Annotated in this window: 16 protein-coding genes and 2 tRNA genes; 5 read left to right on the top strand and 13 right to left on the bottom strand. The window is 70.1% G+C overall.

Annotated elements, in window-relative coordinates; genetic code table 11:
- Window positions 1-135 precede the first annotated feature (135 nt).
- Window positions 136-861 carry a 3'-5' exonuclease gene (locus ABZ928_RS25475; RefSeq protein WP_361523194.1) on the top strand — a complete coding sequence of 242 codons (726 nt, stop codon included), beginning with the start codon at window positions 136-138 and terminating at the stop codon, window positions 859-861.
- Window positions 862-885: 24 nt separating this feature from the next.
- On the opposite strand, the gene ABZ928_RS25470 is transcribed toward ABZ928_RS25475, so the two are convergent.
- From ABZ928_RS25470 to ABZ928_RS25460, 3 genes are all read right to left on the bottom strand, one after another.
- A complete protein-coding gene (locus ABZ928_RS25470) occupies window positions 886-2,637 on the bottom strand; it encodes a DUF2207 domain-containing protein (RefSeq protein ID WP_361523191.1) in 1,752 nt (583 codons plus the stop codon).
- Between the two features lie 128 nt (window positions 2,638-2,765).
- A tRNA-Val gene (locus ABZ928_RS25465) sits at window positions 2,766-2,837 on the bottom strand.
- A 39-nt stretch (window positions 2,838-2,876) separates the two neighbouring features.
- On the bottom strand, window positions 2,877-3,323 hold the full coding sequence (locus ABZ928_RS25460) for an SRPBCC family protein (protein ID WP_361523188.1): 447 nt from the start codon (window positions 3,321-3,323) through the stop codon (window positions 2,877-2,879).
- Window positions 3,324-3,409: 86 nt separating this feature from the next.
- Here ABZ928_RS25460 and ABZ928_RS25455 point away from each other — a divergent pair, with 86 nt between their 5' ends.
- Complete coding sequence (locus tag ABZ928_RS25455) at window positions 3,410-5,752, top strand: hypothetical protein (RefSeq protein WP_361523185.1); 2,343 nt, start codon at window positions 3,410-3,412, stop codon at window positions 5,750-5,752.
- A gap of 73 nt (window positions 5,753-5,825) precedes the next feature.
- Here the strand turns inward: ABZ928_RS25455 and ABZ928_RS25450 are convergent, their stop codons facing one another.
- The 7 genes from ABZ928_RS25450 to ABZ928_RS25420 form a co-directional block, all read right to left on the bottom strand.
- Window positions 5,826-8,564, bottom strand: coding sequence for a Tat pathway signal sequence domain protein (locus ABZ928_RS25450; protein ID WP_361523182.1), 2,739 nt, complete (start codon window positions 8,562-8,564; stop codon window positions 5,826-5,828).
- Window positions 8,565-8,664: 100 nt separating this feature from the next.
- Complete coding sequence (locus ABZ928_RS25445; protein ID WP_361523179.1) at window positions 8,665-9,258, bottom strand: hypothetical protein; 594 nt, start codon at window positions 9,256-9,258, stop codon at window positions 8,665-8,667.
- Between the two features lie 13 nt (window positions 9,259-9,271).
- Window positions 9,272-10,144: a carbohydrate ABC transporter permease gene (locus tag ABZ928_RS25440; RefSeq protein WP_361523176.1), complete on the bottom strand. Its 873-nt coding sequence runs from the start codon at window positions 10,142-10,144 to the stop codon at window positions 9,272-9,274.
- Entirely contained in the window at window positions 10,141-11,097 is a 957-nt protein-coding gene (locus ABZ928_RS25435) for a sugar ABC transporter permease (protein WP_361523173.1), read from the bottom strand. Before ABZ928_RS25435 ends, ABZ928_RS25440 begins: the two co-directional genes overlap by 4 nt.
- 14 nt (window positions 11,098-11,111) lie before the next feature.
- On the bottom strand, window positions 11,112-12,398 hold the full coding sequence (locus tag ABZ928_RS25430; protein WP_361523170.1) for an extracellular solute-binding protein: 1,287 nt from the start codon (window positions 12,396-12,398) through the stop codon (window positions 11,112-11,114).
- Between the two features lie 327 nt (window positions 12,399-12,725).
- Window positions 12,726-12,797, bottom strand: a tRNA-Val gene (locus ABZ928_RS25425).
- A gap of 62 nt (window positions 12,798-12,859) precedes the next feature.
- Window positions 12,860-13,312, bottom strand: a complete 453-nt coding sequence (locus ABZ928_RS25420; RefSeq protein ID WP_361523167.1) for a TIGR02611 family protein — start codon at window positions 13,310-13,312, stop codon at window positions 12,860-12,862.
- 191 nt (window positions 13,313-13,503) lie between these two features.
- Here ABZ928_RS25420 and ABZ928_RS25415 point away from each other — a divergent pair, with 191 nt between their 5' ends.
- Both ABZ928_RS25415 and ABZ928_RS25410 read left to right on the top strand, forming a co-directional pair.
- Window positions 13,504-13,917: an SsgA family sporulation/cell division regulator gene (locus ABZ928_RS25415; protein ID WP_004002642.1), complete on the top strand. Its 414-nt coding sequence runs from the start codon at window positions 13,504-13,506 to the stop codon at window positions 13,915-13,917.
- A 241-nt stretch (window positions 13,918-14,158) separates the two neighbouring features.
- Complete coding sequence (locus ABZ928_RS25410) at window positions 14,159-14,719, top strand: CGNR zinc finger domain-containing protein (RefSeq protein WP_361523164.1); 561 nt, start codon at window positions 14,159-14,161, stop codon at window positions 14,717-14,719.
- Window positions 14,720-14,781: 62 nt separating this feature from the next.
- Here the strand turns inward: ABZ928_RS25410 and ABZ928_RS25405 are convergent, their stop codons facing one another.
- Together ABZ928_RS25405 and ABZ928_RS25400 are read right to left on the bottom strand one after the other, a co-directional pair.
- Window positions 14,782-14,934: a hypothetical protein gene (locus ABZ928_RS25405; RefSeq protein WP_170068264.1), complete on the bottom strand. Its 153-nt coding sequence runs from the start codon at window positions 14,932-14,934 to the stop codon at window positions 14,782-14,784.
- A 157-nt stretch (window positions 14,935-15,091) separates the two neighbouring features.
- On the bottom strand, window positions 15,092-15,544 hold the full coding sequence (locus tag ABZ928_RS25400; protein ID WP_361523161.1) for a hypothetical protein: 453 nt from the start codon (window positions 15,542-15,544) through the stop codon (window positions 15,092-15,094).
- Window positions 15,545-15,743: 199 nt separating this feature from the next.
- Between ABZ928_RS25400 and ABZ928_RS25395 the strand changes: the two genes are divergently transcribed.
- A complete protein-coding gene (locus tag ABZ928_RS25395) occupies window positions 15,744-16,268 on the top strand; it encodes a DsbA family protein (RefSeq protein ID WP_361523158.1) in 525 nt (174 codons plus the stop codon).
- Between the two features lie 34 nt (window positions 16,269-16,302).
- Here ABZ928_RS25395 and ABZ928_RS25390 read toward each other — a convergent pair whose 3' ends face one another.
- Window positions 16,303-17,127 (bottom strand): GNAT family N-acetyltransferase, encoded by an 825-nt coding sequence (locus tag ABZ928_RS25390; RefSeq protein WP_361523155.1) that lies wholly within the window; start codon window positions 17,125-17,127, stop codon window positions 16,303-16,305.
- Window positions 17,128-17,156: the final 29 nt, after the last annotated feature.

Raw genomic sequence — 17,156 nt, 5'->3', positions numbered from 1 at the left:
CCCCGGGTCGCTGAACTGCAAAGACCCGTATTCCTGTTGTGTCCTTCCGGCGTACGGCGCAAACAGCCCGGGTATCACCAAACAGGCAGAAGACGGTGCGTCAGCTGCCGTGGGTGAACGAGGGGTTGTGTAGGTATGACGTGCTGGTACGAGGGGCCCCTGGCCGCCTTCGACACGGAGACCACGGGCGTCGATGTCGAGACCGACCGGATCGTGTCGGCCGCCGTCGTCGTCCAGGACGCCCCGGGCACCCGGCCGCGGGTGACCCGATGGCTGGTGAACCCGGGTGTGCCGGTGCCGGAGGCGGCGACGGCGGTGCACGGGCTGACGGACGACCATCTCCAGCGCAACGGCCGCTGGCCGGCGCCGGTGATGTACGAGATAGCGGAACACCTGGCCGAACAGGCCACCGCGGGACGCCCGTTGGTGGTCATGAACGCGCCGTTCGATCTGACCATCCTGGACCGGGAGCTGCGCCGCCATCGCGCCTCGTCCCTGGACCACTGGTTCCGGTCGTCACCGCTGCTGGTCCTGGACCCGAGGGTCCTGGACAAGCATCTGGACCGCTACCGAAAGGGCCGCCGCACCTTGACGGACCTGTGCGAGCACTACGAGGTCACGCTGGACGGCGCGCACGACGCGGGCGCGGACGCGGTCGCGGCACTGGATGTCGTACGAGCGGTGGGGCGCCGTTTCTCGGCGCGGCTGGAGCGGCTGTCGCCGAACGAGCTGCACCACCTCCAGGCGGGATGGCACGCGGCGCAGGCGCGCGGGCTCCAGGCGTGGTTCGCGCGCAGCGGTACGCCCGAGGTGGTGGACCAGGCGTGGCCGCTGCGTCCTGAACTGCCCGCAGCGGCCTGACCGTTGGGACGCGGGGCGCCGGTCTCACCAGGAGCCGCCGCCTCCGCCTCCTTCACCACCGCCGACTCCGCCGCTGTCGGAGCCGCCACCGCCTGAACTGCCGCCCCCGCCACCGGAGGAGGCGCCGGCGGCGGAGGCCACGGCGGCGACGAGCAGGACGTCGGTGATGTCGAGGGAGAAGCGGCGCGACGAGGTCGTTGCCGGGGCCGCTGTCGAGGCGCTGACGGCCTGTTCCCAGGCGGAGTCGACGCCCAGGGCGACGGCCCAGGCCGCGTACCGGTCCGCCTGTTCGCCGACGGGGAGTTCGTCGGGGCAGGTGGCCGGGTCGGCCAGGTAGCGCCGGAACGCCTCGACCTGGAGCCAGAGTTGGGTGCCGCGCGGGGTGCGCCGGTCCAGTTCCCAGGCGCGGGCCACGACGGCGACAGCGACGCCCGACAGGACGGCCGCCGCCAGCAGGACGGGCGGTCCGGCCGGGCTCCGGTGGCCGTTCAGGACGCCGCCGGTGATCACGAGGGCGAAACCGAGCAGTGCGGCCCACAGCTCGACCGCCTTCCACCCGAGGAGGCGCTGTCTGACGGACATGTCCCACAGGCCGCTGTCCTGACGCCACTGCGACAGCTTCGACGTGAGCTCGTCCCAGCCCTGCCTGAACCAGATGTCACTGGTGCCGAGGGTCAGGCTGCTCCGGCCGGAGAACATCTTGCGCAGGACGGCCGCGGTCGCCGGCTGCCGCCGCTGCCCGGGGTCGCGCCGTCGCAGCACCGGATGCCGCTCGTCGCCCTCGATGGCGAGATATCCGTCGGCCGCGGCGGTGAGCAGCCACGCCACCTTGTGGTGGTTCTCCACGGACTCGACGCGCAGGATCCCGCCCTGCGCCGGGGTCAGTTCCCCGGGAGGTGCGGCGGACGGTGTGACCGTACGCGCCAGCCGCTCGATCGCGACCCTCCGCACGCGCCCGTCCTCCCCCTCGACACGGTCCCGCCCGGTGAACCGCAGCGCCCAGGCGGTGAGCGCGGCGCAGGCCATGGCGAGGGCGAGGAAGATCACGCCGTTGCGCACGGGGTGGGCGAGGGTCGTGCCGACGGCCTTGCCCGAGGGCGCCGCGGGCAGTGTCACGGCACCCGCGGCCTTGGTCTTCGCGAGGTCCGCGTACAACGTGAGGCCTTCATGACCGCTGAGCCGATCCAGTTTCACGACCAGGTGTCCCGGCTCGCTCTGCCGGGCCGTACAGGGCTTCCCGTCGTCCCAAGTGCCGCGCGCACAGCGGATACCGCTGAGCCCGGACCCGCCCACGACATGGATCTCGACGTCCGCCCGGTCGACCTTCCAGCCGGTACCGACCGCGTCCCAGGCGAGCTTGCCGTCCTTGACCACCTCGGGGAGCAGGTACTGGATCCGGTACCGGTGCACCCCGCTGATCGTGCGCTGCGGATCGCCGATCCTGAGCCGGTCGGCGTAGCTCCGCTCGCCCTTCTCGTCCTGGTACACGTCGCCGTAGGTGTCCTCGTAGGGCACCTTGTGCCCGTCCAGGCTGACGTGCACGTTCTCGCTGTCCTCGAACGGGTCGCCCGGCACGTCACGGTAGATGCCGTGCGACTGTCCCGAGTGTCCGAAGTCGTAGTCGATGACCTCGGTGATCAAGGCGCTCCCGTCGGCGCGCAGTTCGGCACCGACCCACATCGAGGTGACCCGTTCCTTGTTCGCCAGGGTCTGGGCGCCGGCGGCGATCCCCCCGAACGCCGCCAGTACGAGGAAGACGATGATCAGCGACCGCACCCTGCGCCGCCGTATCGACGTTACCCGTCTTCTTCTCTTTCCCGCTCCACCAATCATGAGGCCCCCCTCAAGTCGCACCCTTCAGGCACAAAAAAACCGGCCTGCGTCAGCAGACCGGTTCTTCCGGGTGGGCGATACTGGGTTCGAACCAGTGACCTCTTCGGTGTGAACGAAGCGCTCTCCCACTGAGCTAATCGCCCGGGAACGCACTGAACAATACAGGTCTCCGCGCCCTTCCTTCAAACCGCTTCCAAGTACGCGGTCAGGCCCCGCCGTCCGGCCCGCATCATCAGCCAGTGGTTGGCCCGGAACACCGGCCGCCCGGGTACCGCGAGCCGCCTCAGCAGCGGCTTGTTCACGTCGACGACCTGGTCGTACGAGGCGAGGCTGCCGCCCCCGTCCCCGGTGATCGTCCAGCGCGCCCACCCCTCCAGATCCCCGGTCATGGCGATCTCCAGCACCCCGCCCGCCCGGTCCCGCCGCACCTCGCGCGCGGTGAAGACGAGGTCGTACGGCAGGGTGGCCCGGATCCTGATCAGGCCGGTGGTGTCGTCGAGGCGGTTCACCTCGCGGACCTGGGGCCACCAGCGGGGGTAGTCCTCGGCCTGTTCCAGCACGTCGTAGACGGTGGTCGGCGGCGCGGGCAGGGCCCACTGCGTGCGGAAGCGGTAATGGCTCCAGTCCATGCACAGAGTGTGCCCGTGGGGATCTGAGTACGTTCTGAGTACGCGCACTCATGTCGTACGACGTGACCCGGACCACACTCCAAGGCATGACGCAGACCCCGCCCCCGGCCGAGGAGTTGCGGCTCCTCGATGCCGAGTTGTGGCAACTCGACCGCCGCCGGGCCCAGTTGCTGGCCCGACGTGCGTGGCTGATCGCCGCGCTCCAGCCGCGGCCGGCCCAGCCGACGCAGCCGAACCCCGTGATCTCCCCGCGCCCGGAGACCAGCGCGCCCGGGGTGCAGAACGCCCTTCTGCTGCTCGGCGGGGTCCTGCTCACCATCGCCGCGATGGTGTTCACGCTGGTCAGCTGGGGTCACATGGGGATCGCCGGGCGGGGCCTGGTGCTCGGCGCGGTCACGCTGGCCACGCTCGCCGCCCCGCTGCCCCTGATGAAGCGCGGGCTGCGCTCGACGGCCGAGTCGGTGGTGGGCCTGGGTCTGGCACTGACGGTGCTCGACGCGTACGCGCTGTACGCCGTGGCCCTCCCGGGCACGAACGGCGCGGGCTACACAGCGGCCGCGTCGGCGGTACTGGCGGCGCTCTGGACGGCGTACGGCCGGCTGCCGCGGACGTCCGAGCTGCGCCTGCCCCTCCCGGCCGCGCTGACCGCGGCCCAACTCCCGCTGTTCCTCTGGGCGACCGCGTCCTCCGCGGGCGCCCACGGAGTCGCGGCCGCGCTTCTGCTGACGGCCGCGTTCGACACCGCTGTCGCGCTCCGGGTGAGCCTCGCCTCCGTACGCTTCGTCGCCACCGTTGGCGCGTACGGCTCGGGCACCTCGGGCGTACTGACGGCCGGTGCGCTGTCCTGGGCGGCCACCGGTCCGAGCGCCGCCGCCCGTGCGGCGGCGCTCGTCCTCCTCGCGGCGGCGATCGCCCTGGGCGCGGCGTGGCGCGGCGGCCTGGGCAAGGGCCACGCCACCGGCCTCGCCGTGGCCGCGGGCCTCCTCGCGGTCGCCGCCGCGGCCGGTACGGTCCGGCCGTCGCTGCCGGACGCGTGGACGGTTCCGGTCCATCTCGCGTGCGGAATCGCCCTGTTGGCGGCCGTACGACTCGACCGGCTGCCGGTGACGGTACGGAACGGTCTGGCCTGGGCCTCCGCCGCCGTACAGGCGCTAGCGGTGCTGTGGGCGCTGCCGCTCGTGGCGATCACGCTGCTGGGCCCGGTCGCCTGGACGTCCCGGGCCTGGTCCGGAGCACCGGCGGACTTCCGCGAGGCGGTCACCCTGGACGCGCCCTGGCCGCCGGACACGGCGACGGCCCCGCTCGTCCTGCTGACCGTGGCGGCGCTGCTCGCCCTGGCCGTCAGGCACACGACCTGGCGCCCCCGGGCCCTGACCGGCGCACTCGTGCTCACCTGGGCCGCGGCCGTGACCCTCCCGGCGGTCCTCGAACTCCCCTACACCACAGGCCTGTTGACCCTGGGCGCCCTGACCGCGGTGACCCTCGCCTCCCCGTACGCCCAGCCGACCACCTCGATCCTCGCCCTCGCCACCTCCACCGACCTCTCCTTCACCGCCCTGGCCTCCCAGACGGCGACCCTCACCGCGCTCACCGCCCTCACCGCGTTCTTCGCGGCGGTCTCCTGGCGCCTCACCTCGGTCACGGCCCCGGCCGCCCTCACCTACGCCACCGCGCTGGCCTGCGCGACGGGCGCCGCCGCGGACTGGCCGCCGCAGCACACCGCCCTGCTGGTCCTGGCGGTCCCGGTGACCGCGGCCCTGCTCGCCCCGCGCGTCACCGACCGGATCCCCATAGAACTGACGGGAGCGGCGGCGGCACTGCTTGCCATCGCCCTGGCGACGCCCGATCTCCCCCTGCTCGCCCTGGTCCTGGCCCTGTGCGCGGTGATCGCCGCGGGCACGGCCCTCCGCCCGGACCGCCGCCCCGTCGGCTACGCGGCCGCCGTCCTGTTCGTCCTGGCGGCTTGGGCACGCCTGGCGGCCTGGGACGTCGGCATGCCGGAGGCGTACACGATCCCGGTGACCGTCCCGGCGCTGCTCATCGGCCACCTCCGCAGGCGTCGCGCCCCGGAGACCTCGTCCTGGACGGCGTACGCCCCAGGCCTGACCGCCACCCTCCTCCCGAGCCTGGCCACGGCCTGGAGCGACTCGGACTGGACCCGCCCGTTCCTCCTGGGCCTGGCCGCCCTTTCCCTCACCCTGCTGGGCGCCGGCCACAACCTCCAGGCCCCCCTGATCCTGGGCGGCTCGGTCCTGACCCTGGACGCCCTTCACGAACTGGCTCCCTACATAGCCCAGGTGACGGACGCCCTCCCCCGCTGGGTCCCCCCGGCCCTGGCAGGCCTCCTCCTACTCGCCCTGGGAGCGACATACGAGCAGCGCATCAGGGACGTACAAAGGATGCGGAACATCTTGGGAAGGATGCGCTGACCCCCTAGGGGCGCGGGGAACTGCGCGACCAGCCACCACCGGCCCGCAGTCCCCCACAACCCCAACACGCCCTCTACGAAGGCATCTTGTCCCCGAGCAACGCCAGATTCTCAATCGCGGCAAGCCCATACAGCGCGGTGTCGTTCGTGGACACCCAAGCCGCCTCACTACCCGCCACCAACGCCACAGGCCCGCTCAACGCCTCCGTCTTCCAGGGCGCGGACTCCTTGTACCCATCGGAGTTGTAGAACTTCTCCCACGCCCGCGTGGCCAACTTCGCATCCCCGGTCTGCACAGCCGCATACGCATCGAGCCGCGAATGCCCCTGGAACAGCAGCAGCGTCCCGAAGTTGGACCCGTACCGAGCCGCCTGCTCGGCCTTGGTGGCGTTGAAGTAGCGGCAGTAGTCGAAGTACGCCTCGTTGAACTTCGGGATGTCGACGAGGTCGATGAGCTCGGCGCACAGCTCGTTGAGCCCGAACACGGCGGACAGATGCGAGACCCCGACCACCGGCGCCGAGGCGATGGCGAACTTGCCGGTGTCGAGGTCGTACAGCCCACTCCCCTGCACGAACCCGTTCGGCTGGGCGCCGATCGTCTCCATGGTCGACAGCACGCGCGCCTTGGCCTTCTCCCACTTCGGCCCCTTGCGCTCCCACTCCGTCAGCCAGGCCGACACGAGCCCGCTCCAGTCCGTGCCGAAGCCGATCGACAGGGCGTGCCGGTCGGGCGTGTACGGCTCGGTGCGGATCTTGCGGATCGGGTCGAGGACGAGGAACGTCTCGTCGGAGTCGACGTTGGCGTGCATGAGGTCGCCGACTCGTTCGTCCGCGGTGAGGAAGTAGTAGTAGCGGCGGTACGTCGTGTTGGCGATGCGCTGCTGCTTCGCGCTGTCGGCGTAGTGCTGCACACCGTGCCGCGTACCGAGCCCGGCCCACTTGCCGAGGTGGTAGACGTCGACCTCACCGGTGTGCCGGGTCATGGCCTCGGCGAACCGGAAGATGTCCGCGCGGCCACTGCGGAGGTACGCGAACCAGAGCCAGAGGTCGGGCGAGAGCTCGGAGTTGTCCCACGCGTAGCCGCCGATGTCGTACCGCCACTGGTGCCTGACGGTGTCATAGGTGTGCATGATGTCGCCGTAGTCCCAGAAGCCGTACCAACGGCGTTGCTCCACCTGGTCCTTGTAGTAGGTGAAGAGGAAGTCGAGATGGTCCTCGATCTTCGCCTTGGCCGGGGTCGACCGGTCGGGCTCGGAGTACAGCCCCGGCCCGAACACCTTCGCCTTGATGAGCTGCTTCGGCGGCGCGGCGAGCTGCGGCAACACCCGTACGGCCTCGACCTGTTCGGCGAGCTTCGCCGGGGTCGGGGTCGACTCGTTGGCCCAGAACAGCAGTTCCGACGTACGGGCGATGCCGTACGGCGTTCCGAACTCCGGCTCGTAGTCCTCGTAGGTGATGTTGAGGCCTTCGAGCTGCTCGGCGAAGGTGTCCTGGCCCATGCCGTCGTGGTAGAAGCGCAGGTCCATGGGCTGCGCCTCGGGCGACCAGAGCCAGAGGGTGACCTCGGCCTGGTCGGTGTGGGCGTCGCGGATGTCGAGCTGGGCGGGGAACTTCTCCCAGAAGTCCCGCAGCCCGAAGGAGAGTCCGCCGCTGACGCCGCCGACGTAGCCGAACCCGGAGGCCCGCCTGCCGCCGCCGGCGCCGATCCAGCCGTGCCCCTTCTTCGTCCGCTTCCGCAGCGTGAAGCCGTCGGCGGAGAGCTGGGAGAGGGTGTAGTCGCCCCACTCGGGGATGTACTGGAGCCGGGTCGTGACCCGCTGGTCCCAGGTCGAGGGATCCGGCAGCTTCTCGCCCGCGTACTGGGCGGCCTGTACGGCGGCCCCCGGGTCGCGGCGCAGCCCCGTGATGCCCTTGACCGCCTCCCGCAGCAGACCGGTCCCCTCGCCGCCGATCCGGATGTGGCGGTCGTACGACTGGTCGCGCATCGGCACGGTGAAGCGGACGCCGATGCCGCGGATGAAGTCACCGCTGGCCTTGCCCGGTTCCTGCGTGCCGTCGAAGGTGATGGTGTGCACCATGCGGAAGGAGTCGGCGCCCGCGTAGAAGTAGAGCCGGATGGAGAACGGCAGCCAACTCCGGTCGCCCTTGCGGTGCTTGCCGTCGATGCGGACGACCGCGCGGACCGGGCCGTCCTGTTCGACGGTCACGTCCGAGATGGCCCCGTCGAAGCGCTCGGTCTTCACCGCGCCCTGGTCCTCGTCCTCGATCTCGGGCTGGCGGATCAGGACGAGCTTGCCGTTCTTGGCGATCTCGGTGGAGCCTCGGGTGACCGACTTGATGAGCGTGGCGCCGGACTTGCCGATCTTCGCGGTGATGACACCGGTGGAGACGGTGATGGTGCCGCCGCCCTGGTCGACGGTGACCTTCTTTTCGGGTACGGCGGCCTCACCGGCGGTCAGGGTGAGCTTGCCGTTGCCCGAACTGACCGCGTGGGCGGTCCACTTGAGGGATCCGTCGGGCCAGTAGGCGATCGGCCAGGACTGCACGGGCACGGACTTGCCGTCCGCGTCCGTCAGCGCGAAGGTCTGGTCCTCCTGGTGGACGCCCTTCGGCCAGGGCACCCCGAGCGTGGAGCCGGGCGCGGCACCCAGCCCGCCGTCCTCCAGCCAGTCCAGGGTCACCGGTGCGTCGTCGGCCTCGGCGGCTCTGGGCGCGGCCTGCGCGTCCTTGGCTCCTAGGGCCCAGCTGAACTGTGCGGCGGCGCCGGCGACGGCGGCCGCCTTGAGGAGGGACCTGCGGGGGATGGGGGACATGGCCATTCCTTTCCAGGTGCGGCTGTGCGGATGGTCAGGGGCATGACAGAGAGAGGTACGGCGCCCGCGGCGCCGACCTTGGTGTGCGGGGCACCGCCCGTCAGCGGTGCCGGTACCGCTCTTCCACGGCGACGGCCGCCGCCGCGACGGCCCCCAGCACGGGGACCGCCAGCGGGGCGACGAACAGGGCGGACAGGGCGACCACGCCAAGACCGCAGACGATCAGGAAGGAGCCGGCGGGGTCGAGCGCGGTCCGCCGCCCGGCATCGGCGAGCAGCGCCCGCCAGCTGTCACCAGGCGCCCAGACGGCGGCCGCCCGCAGCAGGGCCACGACGGCTCCGATCAGCGCGAAGACACCGACGGCCCCGACGAGCGGCCCACCGGGCAGCCCGGCCCGCGCGGCCAGGACGTCCACCCAGACCACACCGGCGACCGCCCAACCGGCGAGCCCGACGGCCCACCCGCCGCGCAGGGCCGTACGGAAGTCCGCGGCGAACTCCCCCCAGCCGCCGCCCTCGTGGCCGGTACGACGCCGAAGGTGCCGGGCACCGGCGGCGAAGGCGGCGGGGTAGGTGACGACGCCGAGCGAGGCCACCGCGATCCACACCCCGGTGAGCAGAGACTCGGCGAACACGGCGAACCGCTCGCCCCCGAGGAAGGACGGCCTGCGGGCCTTCACACGCGCTTGGGCCATGGGTGCAACCGCCTCACTTCAGTCCGGACGTCGCCATGCCGTCGATGAGATACCGCTGGAAGGCCATGAAGAAGGCGATGACCGGCACGAGCGCCACCAGCGACATCGCGATCATGCTGCCGTAGTTGGAGATGCCCTCCTGGTCGCGGAACATCATCAGGCCGAGCGAGACGGTGTACTTGTCCGGGGTGTTGAGGTAGATCAACGGCCCCATGAAGTCGTTCCAGGCGTTGATGAAGGTGAAGATGGCGCTGGTGATGAGGGCCGGACGGGTGAGCGGCAGCACGATGGACCAGTAGGTCCTGAAGTGCCCGCAACCGTCGAGCTTGGCGGCCTCGTCCAGCTCACGCGGCAGCCCGCGCATGAACTGCACCATCAGGAACACGAAGAACGCTTCCGTGGCCAGGAACTTGCCCGCGACGAGCGGCACCAGCGTGTCGGTGAGCTCCAGGTTGCGGAACAGCACGTACTGCGGGATCAGCAGCACGTGGTACGGCAGCAGCAGCGTGCCGATCATCAACGTGAAGAGCAGGTTCCGCCCGGCGAACCGGATCTTGGCGAAGGCGTACGCGGTGAGCGAGCTGGACAGCACCACCCCGACCACGGCGAGGCCCGCGTACATCAGCGAGTTGGTGAAGAAGCTGGTGATGGAGATGCCCGAGATGCCGTCGGCGAGCCCGGAGAAGTTCGCCCAGACCGGCTTGGTGGGCAGCAGGTCGAGGCTGGCGATGATGTCCTTGCTCGGCTTGAACGAGGCGCCGAGCACCCAGATCACCGGGTACAGGACGACCGCGAGGACAACGAGCGCACCCACGTGCCAGACGATCGATCCGACCCGCCTGCGTTCACCGGCGGTGCGCACGACGGGCGTGGTGGCACTGGTCACTTGGCGGCCTCCTCGTAGTGCACCCACTTCTTCTGCGACCAGAACAGGACCGCCGTGACCAGCGCCACCGCGACCACCAGCGTCCAGGCCATCGCGGAGGCGAAGCCCATCTGGGCCTCCTTGAAGCCCTTCTGGTAGAGGTAGCAGGTGTAGACGAGCGTGGCGTCGGCGGGCCCGCACCGGGTGTCGGAGACGACGTAGGCGGAGCCGAACACCTGGAACGCGTGGATGGACTCCAGCAGCACGTTGAAGAACAGCACCGGGGAGATCATCGGCAGCGTGATGTTCCAGAACCGCCGCAGCGGTCCGGCGCCGTCCACCTCGGCGGCCTCGTACAGCTCCCGCGGGACCTGCTTGAGACCGGCGAGGAAGATGACCATCGGCGCGCCGAACTGCCAGATGCTCAGCGCGACCAGGGAGTAGAGGACGTAGTCGGGGTTGCCGATCCAGCCGCCCACGTCGACACCGAAGATCTTCTGCGTACGGTCCACGATCGCGTCGTCGGAGAACAGCGCCCGCCACACGAAGCCGACGGAGACGCTGGCCCCGATGAGCGACGGCATGTAGAACGCGGCCCGGTACAGCCCCTGCCCGCGCCGCTTCTGCGCGAGCAGCAGCGCGACACCGAGCGCGAGCAGCAGCTTGAGCGGGGTGGCGATGACGACGTACTTCAGGGTGACCTCGACCGACTTCTGCCAGCGCGGGTCCTGGAACATGGTCGTGAAGTTGTCGAACCCCACCCACTCCGGCGGAGTGAAGAGGTTGTAGCGGGTGAACGCGTAGTACAGCGACGCGATCATCGGCCCCGCCGTGAGCACCAGGAACCCGGCGATCCACGGCGACATGAAGAGATAGCCGGCGATGTTCTCGCGGCGCCGCCCGCGCCGCCCGGCGGCAGGAGCGGCGGACCGCTTCTTCGCCGGGCGCGCGGGCGCTTCCTTGACGAGCGTCATGGTGGTACGTCCCCTCAGCCCGCGAACGCGGCCTTGGCCTCGCTGAACAGCGCCTTGGCGGCGTCGGCCGGCTTGGTCTTGCCCTGGGCGACCTCACCGCCGATGCGCAGGAACGCCGCCTCGACGACATCGGCGCCGGACGGGTGCGGGGTGATCTTCCCGAGCACTCCGGCCTTGGCGACCTCGTCCTCGTACGCCTTGACGCCCTTGTTGTTGGCGTCGGTCGGCACGAAGGCGTCGTACTGCTCCGTGGTGGAGAGGATGCCGCGGTCGTAGCCCATGATCTTGCCGACCTCGGGGTCGTGGACCATGAAGGAGATGAACTGGGCGACCTCCTTGGGGTGCTTGGTCCCGGAGAAGGCGCTGAGCATCAGCGAGCCGAGGTACTGGCCGGTGTCCTTGCCGTCCGTGGTGGGGATGGGCGCGAGCCCGTAGTCCGACTCGCCCTCACCCTCGTAACGGATGGAGAAGTTGTCCCAGGTGAACTCGGAGGCGGCGAGCCCCGCCGAGAGACCGGACTTCGGCTTCACCTGCTCGATCTTCTTCGGGTCGGCGACGAGTCCGGACTTCACGCGCTTGTAGCCGTCCGACCACCACTCCGTCAGATCGTCCTCGGTGAAACCGAGATCGGAGTCGGTGAAGAAGGCCTTGCCGTTCTGACGGAGGTACAGGTCGTACAGGTACATGATGGTGAAGTAGCCGGTGTCACCGGCGATCTTCAGCTTGTCCTGGATCGTCTGGAGCGCCTCGAAGTAGTCGTCCCAGGTCCAGCCGAACTTCGCCTCGACGCCCGCCTTCTCGAAGGCCTTGAGGTCGATGACGAGGGCCATCGTGTTGGCGCCGACGGGGATGCCGATCTGCTTGCCGTCGACCTGACCGTTCGCCAGAACGCCGTTGCGGAAGTGCTCCAGGTCCAGATTCCCGGAGTCCGCCTGGGTCTTGAGATCCATCAACACGCCGCGCTTGTCGTACTTGCGGAGAAAGCCGACCGCATTCTGGAAAACATCCGGCGGATTTCCACCGGAGGCCTGAGTCTGGAACTTCTCCCAGAACGCCTCGTAGTCGGTGAATTCGGGCTTGATCTTGATCTTCGGATACTTCTTCTCGAAGACCGCGATCGCCTTCTTCATCGCGATGGTGCGCGGCTCGCCACCCCACCACGCATAACGGAGCGTCACATTCCCGTCTCCGGAGCCACTGTCGCCACCGCACGCGGTGGTCGCGCCCAGTCCGAGCGTGGCCGCGGAGGCCCCGGCCACCTTCAGGATCGTACGCCTCTCAACATTCCTGCTGGTTCCCATGGTTGGGGCCCCTCCCCGCAGCGTCGTTGCCGCCTGCATGAATCGTTTCAAGTAAGCGCTTGCTGGCACAAGCTACGAGGGGCCTCGGGGTGCGTCAATGATTCGGACAGGAATTTCTTGTGGGGCGGCTCGGCGAGTTGACGGCACAGTGGAGAACTGTGCCGCGGCACAGACTGCGAAGTCGCTGGTGAGGCAGTCGGGTTCGGCCGACCGAACGCGAACTGGCCTGTCGCACCCGGAGGTTGTCCGGCCGAAACTCGTCGGCGGACCCGGAGCCGGAAACGACGACGGCCCGTCTGCTGCTCGCAGACGGGCCGTCGGTCCGGGTGGGCGATACTGGGTTCGAACCAGTGACCTCTTCGGTGTGAACGAAGCGCTCTCCCACTGAGCTAATCGCCCGGACGCAGGAAGAACATTACCCCATGTCAGGGGGTGCCTGAGCACCCCCGCACGGCCCGTGGTCACTGGTCCTTGATGTTCCAGGGCATCTCGAAGCCGAACTTGTAGAGGTAGACACCGACGAGCGCGGCCACGATCACCAGGCCGATCGACGTCAGGATGATGTTCCGTCGGCGCACCTTGGGATCGAGCGCCTTCTGGGCCGCCTCGGTCACCTTGCGCTTGGTCCAGCGCAGCACGAGCTGGGCCCAGACGAACTCGGTCGCCCAGATCGCCATGCCGCCGAAGATCACGACCCAGCCGGGTCCCGGCAGCGGAAGCATGATGATGCCCACGACCACGACCGCGAGCCCGATGATGAAGATCCCGACCTGCCAGCTCAGGTGGAGCATGCGGCGCGCCTTGATGAACTCCGGCGCCCTGGAGCCGAGCGGCTGCTCGCTCTTCGCCCCGTCCGTACCGCTCTCGTCCGCGCTCACGGCGGCCTCACCCTGCTGGTCACTCCCCGTATTCATAGGGCCAAACTTTACCCGAGGGAAACCAGTCACCGGAATGGAGGTAGCTCGCGAACAGGGTCTCGGCCGGAAGAGTTACGTAAAGGCACGCAAAACACTCAGAGGGGTTTACAACGGCACCGTAGGTGGCATGTCGATTTCGCCGACGTGCGAATCCCCGAGCGCACACTGAGCGAAAGGCCCTGGCGCTTATGAACACCACGGTCAGCTGCGAGCTGCACCTGCGCCTCGTTGTGTCGAGCGAGTCATCCCTGCCTGTCCCCGCAGGCCTGCGGTACGACACGGCCGACCCCTACGCCGTGCACGCCACCTTCCACACCGGAGCCGAGGAGACCGTCGAGTGGGTGTTCGCCCGCGACCTCCTCGCGGAGGGCCTCCACCGGCCCACCGGCACCGGCGACGTCCGAGTCTGGCCGTCGCGCAGTCACGGTCAGGGCGTCGTGTGCATCGCCCTGAGCTCCCCGGAGGGCGAAGCACTGCTCGAGGCCCCGGCCCGGGCCCTGGAGTCGTTCCTGAAGCGGACGGACGCCGCCGTGCCCCCCGGCACGGAGCACCGCCACTTCGACCTCGATCAGGAGCTCTCGCACATCCTGGCGGAAAGCTAGGGCGAGGCCCCACCAAGCCGCCCGGCGCCGTCGACTCGGGGTGACGGCTCGGGCCAGGACAACCGCATAACAACCGCATATGGGTACGCACACCGGCGCCGTCGCCGCGGATTTCCGCGGGGCGGCGCCGGCTGCGTGTGGGGTTCACGACAGTCGGGGCCGGTACGCGCGCACGGGAAGCCACTACCATCGGCCAGCATCGGCGGGCGCCCGCCCGACCCCCCAGGCCAGGGAGCGAAACGTGCTGATCACCCATGACACCCGGTGTGCCCTAGATGCCGTGGTGGATCTGGTGAACACCGCCCCGGAGGACACCACGACCCCGGACGCGCTGCCCGACCTCGCCACGCTCGAGGAATTCGTACGAAAGCACGAAATCAGTGATGTCGGGGTGCTCTCGGAGTTCGACCTCTCGGCGGTGCGCAAGGTCCGCGGGCGGTTCGCGGCGATCTTCTCGGCGCCGGACGCCAGGGCCGCGGCCGCGCTGATCAACGAACTGGTGGCGGCCGCCGGCACCACGCCCCGGCTCACCGACCACGACGGCTACGACTGGCATGTGCACTACTTCGCGCCCGGTGCCTCCGTCGCCGACCACCTGGCGGCGGACTGCGGGATGGCGCTGGCCTTCTTCGTGGTCGCCGGGGAGCAGGAGCGGCTGCGGCGCTGCGAGGCCCCCGACTGCCGGCGCGCCTTCGTCGACCTCTCCCGCAACCGGTCGCGGCGCTACTGCGACAGCCGTACCTGCGGGAACCGGCTGCATGTGGCCGCGTACCGGGCACGCCGCAAGGAGGCGGCGGGCTGAGCGGCCTCGTAGGGGTGTCGACGCGGTACCCGGCGGGTGGCGCCGGGTACCGCGGGTACGGCTCAGAGCAGCAGCAGATCGTGCAGCGCAGCCATGAGCAGCAGACACCCGATCACCGCAAGGAAGATCATCAGCGGTGGCTGGGAAAGGGCGAAAAGGCACCCGCGCGGCTCGTCCTGCGGCGGCGCGGTGTCGCTCTGTGTCGTGTCCAGCATCTCGCGGGCGATGATGACGCAGACTGGACCCCTCCGGGGACCAACACGCCAGGAAAGTACGGGTAGTTCGCCGGATCCCGTGACAGCCGGTGCGGAGCGTGGACGACCTTGGGGCGCTACGCGGGCCGACTGTGTCGTTTCAGTCCGCCTGCACCCGTCATATGCCGTGCTTCTTCAGGATGGCCTCGATGTCGCTGAAATCCTCACCCGAACCGGCTCCGGCGCCGGAGCGGGGTGCCGCCGCCGGGCGGTTCGCCGGTCGGGCGGCCGGGCCCAGGGAGGGTGCCGAGGCCGCCGGTGCGACCGCCTCGGTCTGAGCGGCCCGGGCCACCTTGCGCTCCTTGCGGGTGCCACCGCGCCGGCGCTCCACCGCGCGCGTGCTCGCGAACAGCAGCCAGGAGGCGCCGAGCACGATGAAGCCGGCCCAGGCCGTCGGGCTGAACGCGGTGTCCGCCACCCAGTCGACGACGCCGGTCATCACCAGACCGAGCGGGACAAGGGAGTACGCGGCGAGGCGGGCGGCCGCGAGGAAGCGTTTGCGGTACGCCGTGACCGCCGCGATGCCCAGGCCGGCCGCGGCGACGGCGGAACAGACGGTCTCGGCAATCATCCGGTCCTCCAGGGCAGGGCTCGCTCGGGCAGTTCGTCCCTTCCATCCTGCACCGCCCGAACCCCGTGGGGCCATGCCCCGGCGGGACATCAGGGACATCTCCGGGTCGGCTCCTCCGGAAGTGCCGGTCCGGGGGTGCGTCCCTGAGGCGTACCGGGGCGGATTGGGTCGTCCGGGGCCGGGCTGGGAGACTGGGGGCATGAGCGACTCCTCCCCCGTGCGCCCCGCTGTCCCCGTGCTCGACGTCTGGTGCGATCTCCAGTGCCCGGACTGCCGGACCGCCCTGGAGGACGTCCGGGCCCTGCGCGCGCGGTACGGCGACCGGCTGGAGCTGCGGCTGCGGCACTTCCCGCTGGAGAAGAACAAGCACGCCTTCGCCGCCGCGCAGGCCGCCGAGGAGGCCGCGGAGCAGGGCCGGGGCTGGGACTACGTCGAGGCCCTGCTGGCGCGGGTCGAGGACCTGAGCCGTAAGGGCGAACCCTTCCTGGTCGAGGTGGCCGGCGAACTGGGGCTCGACGCCGAGGAGTTCGACACCGCGCTGATCGACGGCCGGCACATCCTGATCGTGGACGCCGACCAGGCCGAGGGCAAGGCGATCGGTGTCACCGGCACCCCGACGTATGTCGTCGACGGTGAACGCCTCGACGGCGGCAAGAGCCAGGCAGGGCTGCGCGAGCGTATCGAGACGATCGTGGACCGGCTGCTCGGCGAGCAGGGCGCCTGAGCCGTCGTACCACCGGGGTGGTCGGCCTCGGCGGCTACAGCAGCGGCTTGTAGAAGGCGTACCGCGTCGTCTCGTAGCCGAGTGACTCGTAGAGCCGTTCGGCCGGGGTGTTGCCCGCGAACACGTTGAGGCCCAGGGTGCGCTTGCCCAGGGCGTGCGCCTGGGTCTCCGCCAGGAGCATGAGGGTGCGGCCGTGGCCCCGGCCGCGGTGGGCCTCGTCGGCCTCGACGTCGTAGACGAAGGGGGTGCCGTCGCGCAGGGCGAGCCACAGGACGCCCACGCGCGTGCCGTCGTGCTCAAGGACGCTGAACCGCATGTCCTCGGTGGCGAGGCCGTGCTCCACGAGCTGTTCGTGATCGCGCTGCGACTTGGCGCGCGCCTCGGGCTCCGGCACGCCCCGTGCCATCCAGGTACGCGCGTAGTCCTCCGTCCCGCGCGCCAGCCACACGTCGAACTCGGCCTGCGTCATGGGGCGGGCCGCACTGCCGGCGGGCAGCTCGGGCGGGGTGTCGCCGAGCCGCTTCTCCATGCCGCGGTTGCGCAGGACGTACCCCAGGACCTTGACGAGCCCCAGGGCCGCCTCGGCGTTCGCCGGTACGCCGGCCTCGATCTCCCGGCAGCGCCAGCTCCGCGCAACCTCCTCGGCGGCGAGCGCGGCCACCGTGGCCCGGCCGCGGCGCCGGTCGGGTTCCTCGATGCGCAGGTCGTGGATGCGGGCCACCGAGTCACCGAAGGCGGGTGACGTGCCGAGGTGTATCGCGCCGACGGGACGGCTGTTGACGCACACCTGGTAGTGGCGAGAGCGCGTCCCGTCGGCGTTGTGCTGAAGCGGCTCGGTCGGCCGCAGGGTCGTGGTCATCAGGGGTGTTCTACCCGTCGTGGACCTTC

The sequence above is a fragment of the Streptomyces sp. NPDC046909 genome, from assembly GCF_040644695.1.
Taxonomy (GTDB): domain Bacteria; phylum Actinomycetota; class Actinomycetes; order Streptomycetales; family Streptomycetaceae; genus Streptomyces.
The sequence above is the reverse complement of the archived record's forward strand: the minus strand, read 5'-3'. Positions and strand labels throughout refer to the sequence as shown.